The 15341-nt window shown below is 65.3% G+C and carries 16 protein-coding genes; 10 read left to right on the plus strand and 6 right to left on the minus strand.

Annotated features, from left to right (window positions below; translation table 11 throughout):
• Positions 1–77 precede the first annotated feature (77 nt).
• Positions 78–575, plus strand: coding sequence for a TspO/MBR family protein (locus tag ABWP89_RS00770; RefSeq protein ID WP_353226522.1), 498 nt, complete (start codon positions 78–80; stop codon positions 573–575).
• Here the strand turns inward: ABWP89_RS00770 and ABWP89_RS00775 are convergent.
• Positions 545–1444, minus strand: a complete 900-nt coding sequence (locus ABWP89_RS00775; protein WP_353226523.1) for a LysR family transcriptional regulator — start codon at positions 1442–1444, stop codon at positions 545–547. The two genes, ABWP89_RS00770 and ABWP89_RS00775, sit on opposite strands and share 31 nt — an antisense overlap.
• A gap of 144 nt (positions 1445–1588) precedes the next feature.
• On the opposite strand from ABWP89_RS00775, the gene ABWP89_RS00780 reads away from it, so the two are divergent.
• From ABWP89_RS00780 to ABWP89_RS00800, 5 genes are all read left to right on the plus strand, one after another.
• Positions 1589–3067: an FAD-linked oxidase C-terminal domain-containing protein gene (locus tag ABWP89_RS00780; protein ID WP_502915205.1), complete on the plus strand. Its 1479-nt coding sequence runs from the start codon at positions 1589–1591 to the stop codon at positions 3065–3067.
• Positions 3068–3075: 8 nt separating this feature from the next.
• Complete coding sequence (locus ABWP89_RS00785) at positions 3076–4248, plus strand: FAD-binding protein (RefSeq protein ID WP_353226525.1); 1173 nt, start codon at positions 3076–3078, stop codon at positions 4246–4248.
• Between the two features lie 2 nt (positions 4249–4250).
• Positions 4251–5570 (plus strand): glycolate oxidase subunit GlcF, encoded by a 1320-nt coding sequence (gene glcF, locus ABWP89_RS00790; RefSeq protein ID WP_353226526.1) that lies wholly within the window; start codon positions 4251–4253, stop codon positions 5568–5570.
• Between the two features lie 86 nt (positions 5571–5656).
• Entirely contained in the window at positions 5657–7825 is a 2169-nt protein-coding gene (locus tag ABWP89_RS00795; RefSeq protein WP_353226527.1) for a malate synthase G, read from the plus strand.
• A gap of 27 nt (positions 7826–7852) precedes the next feature.
• Positions 7853–9490 carry an L-lactate permease gene (locus tag ABWP89_RS00800; RefSeq protein WP_353226528.1) on the plus strand — a complete coding sequence of 546 codons (1638 nt, stop codon included), beginning with the start codon at positions 7853–7855 and terminating at the stop codon, positions 9488–9490.
• 3 nt (positions 9491–9493) lie between these two features.
• Here ABWP89_RS00800 and arsH read toward each other — a convergent pair whose 3' ends face one another.
• The 5 genes from arsH to ABWP89_RS00825 form a co-directional block, all read right to left on the minus strand.
• The gene (arsH, locus tag ABWP89_RS00805; RefSeq protein ID WP_353226529.1) at positions 9494–10231 is read right to left on the minus strand and encodes an arsenical resistance protein ArsH; all 738 of its coding nucleotides are present in this window, start codon (positions 10229–10231) and stop codon (positions 9494–9496) included.
• A complete protein-coding gene (locus tag ABWP89_RS00810) occupies positions 10228–10911 on the minus strand; it encodes an aquaporin (RefSeq protein ID WP_353226530.1) in 684 nt (227 codons plus the stop codon). The genes arsH and ABWP89_RS00810 overlap by 4 nt, the downstream gene beginning before the upstream one ends.
• A 6-nt stretch (positions 10912–10917) precedes the next feature.
• Complete coding sequence (gene arsC, locus ABWP89_RS00815; protein ID WP_353226531.1) at positions 10918–11364, minus strand: arsenate reductase (glutaredoxin); 447 nt, start codon at positions 11362–11364, stop codon at positions 10918–10920.
• Positions 11361–11744 (minus strand): ArsR/SmtB family transcription factor, encoded by a 384-nt coding sequence (locus ABWP89_RS00820; RefSeq protein ID WP_353226532.1) that lies wholly within the window; start codon positions 11742–11744, stop codon positions 11361–11363. The genes arsC and ABWP89_RS00820 overlap by 4 nt, the downstream gene beginning before the upstream one ends.
• A gap of 158 nt (positions 11745–11902) precedes the next feature.
• On the minus strand, positions 11903–13021 hold the full coding sequence (locus ABWP89_RS00825) for an OmpA family protein (protein ID WP_353226533.1): 1119 nt from the start codon (positions 13019–13021) through the stop codon (positions 11903–11905).
• Between the two features lie 468 nt (positions 13022–13489).
• Between ABWP89_RS00825 and ABWP89_RS00830 the strand changes: the two genes are divergently transcribed.
• From ABWP89_RS00830 to ABWP89_RS00845, 4 genes are all read left to right on the plus strand, one after another.
• On the plus strand, positions 13490–13888 hold the full coding sequence (locus tag ABWP89_RS00830; RefSeq protein WP_353226534.1) for a hypothetical protein: 399 nt from the start codon (positions 13490–13492) through the stop codon (positions 13886–13888).
• A gap of 377 nt (positions 13889–14265) precedes the next feature.
• The gene (locus ABWP89_RS00835; protein WP_353226535.1) at positions 14266–14673 is read left to right on the plus strand and encodes a glycine zipper 2TM domain-containing protein; all 408 of its coding nucleotides are present in this window, start codon (positions 14266–14268) and stop codon (positions 14671–14673) included.
• A gap of 55 nt (positions 14674–14728) precedes the next feature.
• Positions 14729–14893: a DUF3309 family protein gene (locus tag ABWP89_RS00840; protein WP_353226536.1), complete on the plus strand. Its 165-nt coding sequence runs from the start codon at positions 14729–14731 to the stop codon at positions 14891–14893.
• A 54-nt stretch (positions 14894–14947) separates the two neighbouring features.
• A complete protein-coding gene (locus ABWP89_RS00845; RefSeq protein WP_353226537.1) occupies positions 14948–15139 on the plus strand; it encodes a Thivi_2564 family membrane protein in 192 nt (63 codons plus the stop codon).
• Positions 15140–15341: the final 202 nt, after the last annotated feature.

A 15341-nucleotide genomic window follows, 5' to 3' on the forward strand; every position in this document is an offset into this window, starting at 1 on the left:
GGCAGAAAAGGGGAACGACACACGCACGCCGAACGTGTAACACGTGTTGGACACTCTGCAAGATGGACAACGCAACTATGTGGGCACCGACAATCGTTGCCGTGGCCACTGCCGTCGCGCTGGGTGGCCTGGGCGGGCTGAGCACGCCGATCGGGCCATGGTACGCGAACTTGCGCAAACCCCGGCTGCAACCGCCCAACTGGCTGTTCGGCCCGGCCTGGGGCGTGATCCTGAGCCTGGCGGCCTGGTCGGCAATTCTGGCGTGGAATGCGGCGGACAGCCCGGCCGCGCGCACGCACGTGGTGATCCTGTTCGCCACCAACGCGGTGTTCCATGCGCTGTGGAGCCCGCTGTTCTTTCGGTTGCGGCGGCCCGACTGGGCGCTGATCGAGGTGGTGTTTCTGTGGGCATCGCTGGTGGCGCTGGTGGTCGGGCTGTGGCCGATCTCGCACCAGGCCAGCGCGCTGATTGTGCCCTATCTGCTGTGGGTCAGCTTTGCGTCGTGGCTTAACGCGATGATCGTGCGGCTGAATCCGCCGTTTGATCAGGCAGCGACCCAGGGCGGGACCGGCTGATACAGATCGCGCAGGTAATCGATGAACGCGGTCACCCGGCGCGGCAGATTGGGATTGCGTGGCCACGCGGCATGGATCTGCACATCGGTCACCCCTTCATAGCGGTCGAGCACGCGCACCAGCCGCCCGCTGGTCAGGTCGGCCGTGACATCCCACAGTGACCGCAGCGCAATGCCCATCCCGGCCAGCGCCAGTTCGCGCACCACTTCGCTGGAATTGGTGCGCACCTGCGGCCGGGGATCAAACGTGACCGCACCATCGGGGCCGGACAGCCGCCATGGCGTTTGCCCCTGGGCGGCCAGCGTCTGGTGCTGGGCCAGGTCCTTCAGCGTGGCCGGCATGCCCCGCCGCGCCAGATAATCGGGCGCGGCGCACAAGATGCGGTGGTTGGGCGCCAGCACGCAAGTATCCAGCGGCGCCGCGTCGATCGGCGCGATCCGCACCGCCACGTCCACGCCCAGATGGAACAGATCGACCATTTCATCAGTCAGGTTGATATCGATATCGACCTGCGGGTGCCGGTCGATAAAGCGCCGCAGATAGGGCGCCAGGTGCAGGCGCCCGAACGAAGTCGGCGCCGAAATGCGAATTGGCCCCGACAGGCCCTGGGTCGCGCCGATCAGGCGTTCTTCGGCATGGTGGACGGCATCGATGATTGCCACCACATCATCGCGAAAGCGTTGCCCGGCGCCGGTCAGCACCAGCCGGCGGGTGGACCGGTTGATCAGCCGCACGCCCAGCCGCGATTCCAGCCGGGCCAGACGTTTGGACGCCATCGGTACCGAAATGCCCATTTTTTGGGCAGCAGCGGAAATGCTGCCAAGCTCGGCGATGCGGGCAAACAGGTCGTAATCGAGCGCGATAGCCATCGATTTGTTCGTTTCACGAAAGAGTGAATTTTACTTTTTCCGGCTACCGGCATTGGGCTGCGCTGTCTAGGGTTGGCGCATGGTGTCCCAGTTTCGCAAAACGCCGCGATCACGCGCCGGTCAGAAGGCCGCACGATGCTCATGATGCCCCCCGTCGATCAGGCGGTGGTCGCCCGGCGCGCGGCTATCGCGGCAGCCCTGCGCGCGATCGTGCCCGACGGGGTGATCGATCACGAGGACGGTTTGCGCGCCTATGAATCCGACGGGCTGACCGCCTATCGCCAGTCGCCGCTGGTGGTGGTGTTGCCGCAGACCACTGCGCAAGTGTCGCACATCCTGCGCTGGTGCCACGATCAGGGCATAAAGGTCGTGCCGCGTGGATCGGGCACATCGCTGTCGGGCGGGGCGCTGCCGCTGGCCGATGCGGTGCTGCTGGGCATGGGGCGGTTCAACCGCATTCTGGACATCGATTATCACGACCGCATTGTGGTGACCCAGCCGGGGGTGACCAATCTGGCGCTGACCCGCGCGGTGGAGGACCAGGGGTTTTACTATGCGCCCGATCCGTCCAGCCAGATCGCCTGTTCGATCGGCGGCAATGTCGCGGAAAATTCGGGCGGCGTGCATTGCCTGAAATACGGCCTGACCACCAACAATGTGCTGGGGGTCGAACTGGTGATGATCGATGGCGAAGTGCTGCGGCTGGGTGGGCGCGGGCTGGAACCGGCGGGGCTGGATCTGCTGGGGATTGTGGTCGGATCAGAAGGGTTGCTGGGCGTGGTGACCGAGGTGACCGTGGCGATCCTGCCGCGGCCCGAAACTGCGCGCGCGCTGCTGATCGGGTTTCCGGCGGTGGAGGCGGCGGGCGCGGCGGTGGCGGCGATCATCGCCGCCGGAATTATTCCTGCCGGCATGGAAATGATGGACAAGGCGGCCACGCACGCGGCCGAGGCGTTCGTCCACGCCGGCTATCCGCTTGACGCAGAGGCGCTGCTGATTGTCGAACTCGATGGGCCGGCGGCCGAATGCGACCACCTGATCGACGCGGTCACGCAGATCACCGCCACGTTTGGCCACAGCACCTGCCGCATTTCGCAAAACGAGGACGACCGCATGGCGTTCTGGGCCGGGCGTAAGGCAGCGTTTCCGGCGGTGGGCCGCATTTCGCCCGATTATTACTGCATGGATGGCACCATCCCGCGCCGCGCCCTGCCCGCCGTGCTGCAGCGTATGAGCGAACTTTCGGCGCAATACGGGCTTGGCCTCGCCAATGTGTTTCATGCCGGCGACGGCAATCTGCACCCGTTGATCATGTACGATGCCAACCTGCCCGGCCAGCTGGAGGCGGCGGAGGCGTTCGGCGCCGATATCCTGCGGCTGTGTGTCGAAGTGGGCGGGGTGCTTACCGGCGAACATGGCGTAGGCGTGGAAAAGCGTGAACTGATGCCGGTGATGTTCAGCGATGCCGATCTGGCGCAGCAATTGGCAGTGAAGGCCGCGTTTGACCCCGCTTTGCTGCTCAATCCCGGCAAAGTGTTTCCGCTGCTGCACCGCTGTGCCGAACAGGGCCGGGTGCATGTCCACCACGGGCACACCGCGTTTCCCGACCTGCCGCGCTTTTGATGACCGCCATGACCGTTCATCGCCCGGAGACCACTGCCGATCTGGCCGCGCTGATTGCGCAGGCCAGCGCGAAGGGTGCGCGGCTGGAATTGCGCGGTGGCGGGACCAAGGCCGCCTTTGGCGCGCCGACAGATACGCCGATCGCCCTGGTCGATATGCGCGGGTTTGCCGGGATCGTCGATTATGACCCCGCCGAGCTGGTGCTGACCGTGCGGCCCGGCACGCCATTGGCCGAAGTCGAGGCGGTGCTGGCCCAACAAGACCAGATGCTGGCGTTTGAACCGTTCGACCATGGCCCTATCCATGGGCAACCAGCAGGCGCGGCGACCATCGGCGGGGTGATCGCCAGCGGCGTGGCCGGGTCGCGCCGGGTATCACGCGGCGGCGCGCGCGACCATCTGCTGGGGTTTCAGGCGGTTTCCGGCCGGGGTGAGGCGTTTGTCGCGGGCGCGCGCGTGACCAAGAACGTGACCGGTTATGACCTGCCCAAACTGGCCTGCGGCAGCTGGGGGCGGCTGTTTGCGCTGACCGAACTGCATATCAAGACGCTGCCGCGCGGGGAAACGACACTGACCGTGGCGATCGATGGACTGTCGCATCGCGACGCAGTGCAGGCGATGAGCCGTGCGCTGGGGTCGCAGGCCAGTGTGGCCGCCGCCGCGCACCAGCCCGGCGGTGCCGAACCGGCGACGACGGCGCTGCGGCTGGAGGGGTTTGCGCCCTCCGTCGCCGCGCGCCAGACGCTGCTGGCGACAGTGTTGCGCGATCTCGGCCTGATCCGGGTGATGGCGCCGGCGCAGGCAGACCAGTTCTGGCAGGCATTCCGGACACTGGCGGTGCTTCAATCCGCGCCGGTGCTGTGGCGGGTGATCGTGCCGCCGGCGCAAGTGGCTGCGCTGATCGATGCGCTGGATGCGGCGCGCGCGCGCTGGTTGATGGATTGGGCCGGCGGGCTGGTGTGGGTCGGCGCGGATGCGGATGCCCTGCCCCCGGTGCGCTTGCGCGCACTGGCGACGGCGGCGGGCGGGCATGCCGAACTGGTGCGCGCGCCGTCTGATCTGCGCCGCGTGGTGCCCGCGCGCCACCCGCAGCCACCCGCGCTGGCCGCGCTGGAGGCGCGGGTGCGCCGCGCTTTTGATCCGGCGGGCGTGTTTGAAACCGGCCGGTTTCAGGATCAATAGCGATGCAGACCCGCTTTCCCCCCGCCGCGCTGGCCGATCCCGATATGGCCCAATCCGAAAGCGTGATCCGCAAATGCGTGCATTGCGGGTTTTGCACCGCGACCTGCCCGACTTATGTGCTGCTGGGCGACGAACTGGACAGCCCGCGCGGGCGCATTATCCTGATCAAGGACATGCTGGAGAACGCGCGTCAGCCCAGTGCAGAGGTGGTCACGCATATCGATCGCTGCCTGTCATGCCTGTCATGCATGACGACCTGCCCGTCGGGGGTGCATTACGGCCATCTGGTTGATCACGCGCGCGCATACATTGACCAGAATTACCGGCGTCCGTGGCCTGACCGGATGATCCGTTGGGTGCTGGGGCAAGTGCTGCCCTACCCGGCGCGGTTTCGCGCCGCGCTGGCGCTGGGGCGGCTGGCACAACCGCTGAAACCGCTGTTGCAACGGGTGCCGGCGCTGAAACCGGTCGCCGCGATGCTGGCGCTGGTGCCGCGGCGCCAGCACGCGCAGGCTACGTCCCTGCCCGCACCCGCGCCCTCCGTCACCAACGGCCCGCGCGTAATCCTGCTGCAGGGTTGCGCCGAACCGGTGCTGCAACCGGCGATCCGCGTCGCGACTCAGCGCGTGCTGGCGCGCGCCGGCTGTGACGTGGTGCTGGCACAGGGTGAAGGGTGCTGCGGCGCGCTGGTCCACCACATGGGGCAGGACGCGGCGGCCAAGGCGGCGGCGCGTCGCAACATCGATGCGTGGGACGCGGTGGAGGTGGCGGGTCCGGTTGTGGCGATCGTCATCACCACATCTGGCTGCGGCACGTCGATCAAGGACTACGGCTTTTTGCTGCGCGATGATCCCGCCTATGCCCAACGTGCCGCGCATTTTTCGGCGCTGGCCCGCGATATCAGCGAATTTGTCGCCACGCTTGATATGCCCCCGGTCGCCCCGGCCGCAGCGCCGTTGCGTGTCGCCTATCACCCCGCGTGTTCCTTGCAGCACGGACAGGGCGTGACCGATGCGCCGCGCCAGCTGTTAACCCGCGCCGGATACACCGTGGTCACCCCGAAAGAGGCGCATCTGTGCTGTGGTTCGGCCGGCGTTTACAACATTCTGCAGCCCGATCTGGCCGACCGCATCGGTCAACGCAAGGTCGCCAACCTGGACCGTCTGGGTGCCGCTGTAATCGCCGCCGGCAACGTTGGCTGCGCCATGCAGATTGGCCAGCGCACCGCCACCCCCGTGGTGCACACCATCGAACTGATCGACTGGGCCCAGGGCGGGCCCAGACCTTATCAAATACCACCTGCGCAGATAGCGGAGAGTTAGATCACCGCTCGCCCGTTCCCACACCCATGAAATCCGCGCGCTGGCCGCTTGGCCGCCGCCGGGCTTGACGCATAAAGGCCAGGACCATGACAGCTTACATCGCAAAATCAGGGCTGCAGGTTGCGGCCGAACTGGCGCAGTTCATCGATACGCAGGCCTTGCCCGGCACGGGGATCGATACCGACACGTTCTGGGCCGGGGCCGCCGCGATTGTTGACCGGCTGGCGCCCGAAAATGCCCGGCTGCTGGCGGTGCGCGACAGCCTGCAGGCGCAGATCGATGCCTGGCATCTGGCGCATGTGGCACAGCCGATCGATGCGGCTGCCTATCAGGTGTTCCTGCGCGAAATCGGCTATCTGGTGGACGAGCCGGCGCCGTTTGCGATCACGCCCGACCAGGTGGATGACGAAGTGGCGCGGATGGCGGGGCCGCAATTGGTGGTACCGGTGCTGAACGCGCGGTTTGTGCTCAACGCCGCCAATGCGCGCTGGGGCAGCCTGTATGACGCGTTTTATGGCACCGACGCACTGCCCGGCGTGGCGCAAGGGCCGGGCTATGACCCTGTGCGCGGGGCGCAGGTGGTGGCGCGCGCGCGCGCGTTTCTGGATGCGGCGGTGCCGCTCGCCACGGGCAGCCACGCCGATGTCACGGGCTATGCAATTGTCGATGGTGCGCTGGTGCCCGCGCTGGCGGATCCCGCTACGCTGGCCGGGTGGCGGGGTGATGCGGCCCGGCCCGATGGCGTGCTGCTGGTCCACCATGGCCTGCATATCGAACTGGTGATCGACCGGGCATCGCCGATCGGCGCGCTGGATGCCGCAGGCGTCGCCGATGTCGTGCTGGAATCGGCGCTGTCGACCATTGTCGATTTTGAGGATTCGGTCGCGGCGGTCGATGCCGAGGACAAAGTCGCCGGCTATGCCAACTGGCTGGGGCTGATGAAGGGCGATCTGGCCGAAACCTTCAGCAAAGGGGGCCGGAGCCTGACCCGCAGCCTCAATCCCGATCGGCACTATACCGCGCCCGATGGTTCCACGCTGACACTGCATGGCCGCGCTTTGCTGTTTGCGCGCAATGTCGGCCACCTGATGACGACGCCCGCCGTGCTGCTGGCCGATGGCAGCGAAGCGCCAGAGGGCATTCTGGATGCCATCGTGACCGGGCTGATCGGGCTGCATGATCTGCGCAGCGCCGGGCCGATCCGCAACAGCCGGTCGGCCAATGATGGCACGGGTGGATCGATCTACATCGTCAAACCCAAGATGCACGGCCCGGATGAAGCGGCGTTTGCCGACCGGCTGTTCAATGCGGTGGAAGACCTGCTGGGGCTGACACGGCACACGCTGAAAATCGGGCTGATGGACGAAGAGCGCCGCACTTCGGCCAATCTGGCGGCGTGCATCGCCGCGGTCAAAGGCCGGCTGGTGTTCATCAACACCGGTTTTCTCGATCGCACCGGCGATGAAATGCACACCTCGATGCGCGCCGGCGCGATGGTGCGCAAGGCGGCGATGAAGGATAGCGCGTGGATCAAGTCCTATGAGGACCGCAATGTCCGCATCGGCCTGCGCTGTGGGCTGTCGGGCCGGGCGCAGATCGGCAAGGGCATGTGGGCCGCGCCCGATCGCATGGCCGACATGCTGGTGCAGAAGATCGGCCATCCACGCAGCGGCGCCAGCACCGCCTGGGTGCCCAGCCCGACCGCCGCCACATTGCACGCGATGCATTACCACAGCGTCGATGTGTTCGCGGTACAGCACGGCCTGATGGCGGAACCGGTTCCGGCGCTGGACGGTCTGCTGACGATCCCCATCGCGACCGGCCACAACTGGTCGGCCGACGAAATTCGCGAAGAGCTGGACAACAACGCGCAAGGCATCCTGGGCTATGTTGTGCGCTGGGTAGATCAGGGCATCGGCTGTTCCAAAGTGCCCGATATCCATGATGTCGGCCTGATGGAGGACCGCGCCACTTTGCGCATTTCATCGCAGCATATTGCCAACTGGCTGCTGCACGGGGTGTGCACCGCCGCCGAGGTCGATGCCGCGCTGGAACGCATGGCCGCCAAAGTGGATGCACAGAACGCCGGCGACCCGCTGTATCAGCCGATGACCGGGCACGCCGACACCAGTTTTGCCCGGGCGGCCGCGCGTGCGCTGATTTTTGAAGGCATTGTCCAGCCCAACGGCTATACCGAACCGCTGCTGCACAAATTCCGCGCGCTGGCCAAGGCCCGCGCAGCCGCAGCGGGATAAAATTCGGCCGGGGGGACAACAGCCGCGATGTTTGCACAACTGGTGACCCCGGTCGGGGGCAGTCTGGCGCTGTCGTTTGGGGTGGCCATGCTGCCGGTGCTGGCGGTGCTGTTGCTGCTGGGGATATTGCGCCGCCCGGCGTGGCAGGCGGCGCTGGCCGGGCTGCTGGTCGGATTGGTGGTGGCGGTCGCGGTGTGGCAGCTGCCGCTGGCGCTGGCGTTGAACGCGGTGGCCAATGGCGCGGTGTTTGCGGTGTGGCCGATCATGTGGACGGTGGTGGCGGCGCTGCTGCTGTACAATATTGCGGTGGAATCCGGTTATTTCGATGCCTTGCGCCGCTGGCTGATCGGCAATGTGCCCAACGACCGCCGGGTGGTGCTGGTGGTGGTGGGGTTCTGTTTCGGTGCGCTGCTGGAAGGGGTGGCCGGGTTCGGCACCCCGGTGGCGATCACCAGCGCGATGCTGATCATGGTCGGCATGCGGCCGCTGGATGCGCTGGTCTATGTGCTGATGTTCGATACCGCGCCGGTGGCGTTTGGCGCGCTGGGCATTCCGGTGACGGTGCTGGGCACGGTGACCGGGCTGCCCGCGGCGCAGCTGGGCATGATGATCGGCCGGCAATTGCCGCTGATCGCGCTGATCCTGCCGTTTTATGTGATCGCGGTCTATGGCGGGTGGCGATCGGTGCGTGCGCTGTGGCCGATGCTGCTGGTGGCGGGCGGCAGTTTTGCCTTTGCGCAGTTCTTTTCATCCAATTATCTCGATTATTCGCTGACCGATGTGTTTGCATCGATGGCGTCGCTGATCATCACGCTGCTGTTTTTGCGGGTATGGGCGCCGCCACACGATGCCGAATTTGCCATCCGCGATGATGCGCTGGCGCAGGCGGCCGGGCGTACGAACAGCATGGCGCGCCCGATCACCCCGTGGAAAGGCTGGTTGCCGTGGATGGTGGTCACCCTGGTGGTGATCGTGTGGACCAGCGCCAAGGTGGCGACGATCGCACAGGCAAAGATCAACTGGCCCGGCCTCGACAAGGCGATTGCGATCACGCTGTACCATGGCAAGCCCTATGACGCAGTGTGGGTGTTCCAACCGCTGGGCACCGGCACCGCGATCCTGTGCGCCTGCGCGATAACCGCGCTGTTGGTGCGATTGTCGCCGGCGGCGTTGTGGCGCTGCGTGGGCCAGACCGTGCGGCAGACGTGGATTGCGATCATCACGGTCATGCTGGTGATGGGGCTGGCCTATCTGATGAATTACGCCGGCATGGCCTATAGCCTGGGGGCCGGCGTGGCCGCGACCGGGCACCTGTTTGTGTTTCTGTCGCCGTTCCTGGGCTGGATCGCGGTGATGCTGTCGGGCAGCGACAGTTCGGGCAATGCGCTGTTTGGCAATCTGCAGGTGGTGGCGGCGCGCCAGCTGAACCTTAATCCGGTGCTGTTTGCCGCCGCCAATTCATCGGGCGGGGTGATGGGCAAGATGATTTCGCCGCAGAATATTACCACCGGGGTATCGGTGGTGGGGATGGCCGGGCAGGAGGGCGCGGTGTTTGCGCGCACCTTCATCCACAGCTTCATCCTGACCGCGATCCTGAGCGTGCTGATCGTCGCGCAGCAATATGTGCTGCCCTGGATGATCCCGGCACTGCCGGTTGTGCATTGAAAATTAGCGCACCAGACCCGCCGCTTCGACCGGGGTATCAACCGGCGTGTCGCGCTCCACGCGTTCGGAATAGCGATCGACCAGCTGGTCGGCATGCGGCCGCAACAGCACGGTAAACCGCACCAGTTCCTCCATCACATCGACGATGCGGTCGTAATAGGCCGATGGTTTCATCCGCCCCTGGGCGTCGAATTCCTCATAGGCCTTGGCCACCGATGACTGGTTGGGAATGGTGATCATCCGCATCCACCGGCCCAGCAGCCGCAGCGTGTTGACCGAATTGAACGATTGCGACCCGGCACTGACCTGCATCACCGCCAGGGTGCGGCCCTGGGTCGGGCGCATGCCCTTGAACGCCAGCGGCAGATGGTCGATCTGCGTTTTCATGATCCCGGTGATCTGGCCGTGGCGTTCCGGGCTGCACCACACCTGCCCTTCGGACCACAGCGACAGTTCACGCAATCTGGCCACTGCCGGATGGTCATCATCGGCCACCTGATCCGGCAACGGCAGGTCGCGCGGATCGAAAATGCGCGTTTCGCAGCCGAACCATTGCAACAGCCGCGCCGCTTCTTCGACCGCCAGCCGCGAAAAGGACCGTTCGCGCAGCGATCCGTACAGCAGCAGGATGCGCGGCGGCGGATCGTTTGCGCCCAGCCCCAGCGCAGGGCGGCGATGGGCATAGTGGGGTTTCAGCGCGGGCAGATGATCGGGATCGGGCAATTCACGCAGTCGGTTCATGCCGGGGCCTTTGCGGGGGTTTCGTCGGCGGGAAACAGCACGCTGGCCGTGGCCAGCGCGATCAGCGCCCCCGCAATTTGCGCGACGATGAAACCGGGCACGCTGGCAGGCGCGATCCCGGCAAACGTGTCGCTCAACGCGCGGGCCAGCGTAATCGCCGGGTTGGCAAAGCTGGTGGACGAGGTGAACCAGTAGGCCGCCGTAATATACAGCGCGACGCTGGCCGGCACCCACGCCGGGCGCATGCGCACCGTGCCGAAGATCGTCAGCACCAGGCCGAATGTTGCCACCGCTTCACCCAGCCATTGCCCCGGCCCGCTGCGCAGATGGTGCGACACCTGCCACACCGGCAGATCGAACATCGCATGCGCGACCCATACCCCGGCCACGCCGCCCAGCACTTGTGCCGCGGCATACCCCAGCGCCAGCCGGACGCGAATGGCGCCCGACAGCTGCATGACCAGCGTGACCGCCGGGTTGAAATGCGCGCCCGATACCGGCCCCAGCATGGTGATCAGCACAAACAGCATCGCGCCAGTGGCCAGGGTATTGCCCAGCAGCGCCACCGCGACATTGCCGCCTGACAGGCGGTCGGCCATGATGCCCGACCCGATGACGGTGGCGAACAGCAGGAAACTGCCCACCGCCTCTGCCCACAGCGCGCGGATTTCTGGGGTCATGATTGGTCAGGCCGGGGTTACGCGGTTGCCGGCGGCATCGATCACCGCCTCGCCATCTTCTTTGGCAAAGGCACCGCGTTGCGCCGCGGGGATCAGATCGAGCACGCGTTCAGACGGGCGGCACAGCGCCACCCCCAGCGGCGACACCACCAACGGGCGGTTGATCAGCACCGGGTGCGCGATCATCGCATCGATCAGCGTAGCATCGCTCAGCGCGGGATCGCCCAGGCCGAGGTCGGCAAACGGCGTGCCCTTTTCGCGCAGCAAAGCGCGCGGGGTGATCCCGGCACGCGCGATCAGCTGTTCCAGCAACGCGCGCGACGGCGGCGTTTTCAGATATTCGATCACATGCGGTTCAATGCCGGCATTGCGGATCATCGCCAGCGTGTTGCGCGATGTGCCGCAGGCGGGGTTGTGATAGATCACGATATCGACGGGCAGCTGGCTGGTCATGCGGCGGTGTCCTTTGGTTCGGCGGGTTCGGAAAGCGCCACCAGTGCCGGCGTCGGACAGCACACCGCGACATCGGTGCAGGGCGCCCCGCCACAGCAGTTTTCGGTGAGATAGCCCATCAGCGCGTTCATCGCCGGATAGTTGGCGGTATAGATCACCAGCCGGCTTTGCCGCCGCTGCGTCACCAGCCCGGCATGCGCGAGCGCGGCGAGATGAAAGCTGAGCGTAGAGGGCGCCATGCCCAGCCGTTCGGCAATGACGCCGGCCGGCAGGCCATCGCCGCCCGCCTGCACCAGCAGGCGAAAGGTGGCCAGCCGGTGGTCCTGCGCCAGCGCGCCCAGCGCGCGGATCACGGTCGGGGCGTCAATGCCAGTTTCCATATTTCCAATATCATCGAAATATTGGCGACTGTCAACCGCGGCTGGCGCTTTGCGCCGCGCGCACGAAAAAGGGCCGGCTTTCGCCGACCCTTTCCCGTTCCTGACAGGGAATTGTGTTACCGGTCAGCGCGTGTTGGCACGCGCTGACCGGGTTGGCATCAGTTGCCGGCGCCAGGGCCGTATGTGATTTCCACGCGGCGGTTCTGCAGTTCGCGTACACCGTCGGCGGTGGGCACGCGCTGGTTGGCTTCACCATAGGCGTGTGACGTGATCGCCCCGGCAGCGACGCCATGGCTGGTCAGATAGCTCTGCACCGAATCATCGCGGCGACCGGCCAGGCCCATGTTGTACTGCGGCGTACCCGAACTGTCGGTATAACCGGCCAGCATGATCGGGACCGAGGCGCAATTGCCATAGGCCTGGACCGCGCTGTCGAGGATGTTGGTCGCCTCGGGCGAAATGTCCGACTTGTTCCAGTCAAAGAACACGATGTACGGGCCCTTGTTGCAGACCATCACGGGCGGCGGGGGCGGCGGCGGGGGTGGCGGCGGAGCAGCGGCCATCGGCGGCGGTGGCGGCGGGGCAGCTTCGACCACCGGTGCCGGTTCGGCCGCGTGGCCAAAGTTGAAGGTCAGCGTGGCGAGCAGCGAGCTCGACCGCAGCGAAGCCTTGCGTTCAAGGCCATCGGCATAGCGGAAATGGTCGGCGCCGTCGGGGCGGAAATAGCGATAGCGGACGCCCAGGTCGATATTGTGGCTGATCGGCACGGTCAGGCCCGCCAGACCCTGCCACGCAAATCCGTCGGCCCGATCGGCGACCGGAACCAGCCCGGCCGTATATTCGTTCAGCGTCACGCGGGCATAGCCGGCGCCGCCGCCGACATAGGCCTTGATCCCGCCCCAATGGCCCAGACCGATCAGCGCGTTGCCCATCACCGCATAAGTATTGGTGTTGCCCGAAACGCCGGTCGACCGGTTGAGTGAATAGGCCGGAGTGACCAGGCCGGCGGGGATATCCTGCCCCTTCAGCGGCGAGCGGTCATAGAATCCTTCGGCTTCAAGCCGGAAATGGCCAAAATCATACCCGAGCGCGCCGCCGGCTTCCCAACCGGTGTCGAAATGGTCGGTATGGTCATAGGCGCCCTGGAGCGAGACATTGGCGTGTTCCTGTTTGACCGCGCCGCCTTCGAACGTGAGGTAGGGTCCGGTGCCGTCGGCAAAGGCCGGCGCGGCAAGCGCGCATGACCCAAGGGCCGCAGCGATAATCAGTTTCTTCATGGGTATTTCCGTTCTTCAGGTAGCGCCGACGAACACGGCAGAGAATTTTCAGGCCGCCCAAGGCCAGCAATGAAAGACAAGCCGGCGACTGCTGCCAGCCGCCGGCTTAAAGTCCGACGCTGCACAGCCCTGGGAGGGGGGGTGAGGGACCGAGCTGTTGGGATCACGCCTTGCTATGGAGGGAGCAGGCGTGACTGCAAGCGTCTGATCCGGTCACTAGGGCCTGCATACCGGCCCGCACAGGCTCGGAAAATACCCAGACAGCCGTACCATGCAGGTCATGCCGCCCGCCCCGCCGCGCCGCGCGGCCAGGTGCCTGTGCCCCGGCCGGGATTGCGTAGATTCCGGCGCTGCCAGCATGCGAAACGCGATTTTATGCGTGCGGCACCAGGTCGCCGGGCGGCAACGGCGGTGTCGGTCACGATCGGGGCCCCCGCTGCAACCCGCACCAAACAAAGGGAATGTGCCGTGCAATACCCAAACAGGCGTTTTACGAAATGGGCCATCGCGCTGGCCGCACTGGGCCTGACCTGTGGCGGATTGTCCGCTGCCCCGGCCATGGCGCAACAGCAGGGCGACGGCCATCCCGGCGGTGGGCAGGACCACCGCGACAACGGGCGGGGACATGACAACGGGCGCGGGCCTGACCACAACCGAGGACGTGGCCCCGACCGTGGCGGCGATCGCGGGTTTGGCCATCGCGGGTTTGACAATCGCGGGTTTGACAATCGCGGCCGGGGTTTCGCGTTTGGCGTGGTGCTGGGCACTTATGGTGGCCGCCCCTATTATTGCCGCAACCACCGCCATTGGCGCTGGAGCAACCGCCAGCAGCGCTATGTCTATGCAACCCGACGCGCCTATTGCTGACCGGGATCGCCGCCATTCATGCTTTTTATAAAGCAATTTCCTGAATTTGCGGGGCATCACCCGGCGGGGCATTGCGCCGGCCGGGCGCTGCGGTTGATCGATCCGCCGCGCCGGGCCGGTCTTGTCCGCGGCGCAGGCGCAGGAATCGGCGTGATCGCAGTGATGGCAGGGCGTGCTGGCCGGAACGGGCTGACCGGTGGACCACGGGCGCGACGGCCTGTCGTCATCCGGCACCACCGATGGGGCCAACGAACTGGTCACGACCGGGTAGATTCCGAAGCTGGCGCACACCGCGCCAGCGCCTAGGGTCGATTTGCCCCCCGTGGTGTCTGGTCGTGCGCAACCGCACGGCCAGACACTTTTTTCAGGAATTCCTTATGCGCAAATATGCTGCCGCTCTGCTTTCACTGGGCCTGTTGGCCGGGTGCGCACAGACCTATGGCGATCATCGCATGCACGCGGGTTGGGACCGCTATGATTACAATCGCCCCGACCCCGGTTACGGCGGCTATGAGGCCGATCGGTATTACCGCGCGGACCGCAACAGTTATTCCGAACGCCAGGTGTCGCAGGATGAACGCATCTACCGCGGCCACGACGGGCGCTATTATTGCCGGCATTCGGACGGCAGCACCGGGCTGATTGTCGGCGCGGTCGCCGGTGGCGTGCTGGGCAACGTGATTGCGCCGGGCGGATCGGAAATGCTGGGCACCGTGCTGGGCGCCATCGCCGGCGGCGCAGTGGGCCATTCGATCGACCGCAACAGCGATGTGCGCTGCCGTTGATGGTTGCGGCGGCGCTTTGCGTGACCATTTCACCTTTTAATATCGGGAAACCATGATGTCACTTGGACTGCTTCTGGCGATCGTTTTGATTGTGCTGCTGTTGGGCGGCTTTAGCGGCCGGGTCGGCGGCTATGGCTATGGTTATGGCAATGGCGGCATCAGCGTGCTGGGCGTGGTGCTGATCGTGGTGGTGGTGCTGATCTTGACCGGGCGCCTGTGATCGCAGCGCCGCCGGTCCGGCGCACCCAAATTTCTGCCAGGAAAGTCTGACACCATGACGCTTATCAACGTAATCGCCGTATTGATCGCCATCGGCGTGGTGCTGTGGCTGATAAATACCTATATCCCGATGGATGGAAAGATTAAGTCAATTTTGAATGGCGTAATCGTCATCGCAGTCGTTTTATGGCTCTTCAAAGTTTTTGGCTTGATGAATCTTTTGTCGGGCATTCACGTCGGAAAATGATTGCCGGTTTAATATTGAAAAACCTTTTAAAGATTTTTCATCAAATCTAAAAAATATTTCCTTCAATTGACGATTATCAATTACAGGTTTGGTCAAATCTTATGGTATGCGATACCATAAGGGGAAATGACATGACCGACCGCCCGAACGAAACCACCGCTGGCCGCGCCCGGTGGCCGTCGTGCTGCCTGCGATCCCCGTC

The organism is Novosphingobium sp. (genome assembly GCF_040398825.1).
Classification (GTDB): Bacteria; Pseudomonadota; Alphaproteobacteria; order Sphingomonadales; family Sphingomonadaceae; genus Novosphingobium.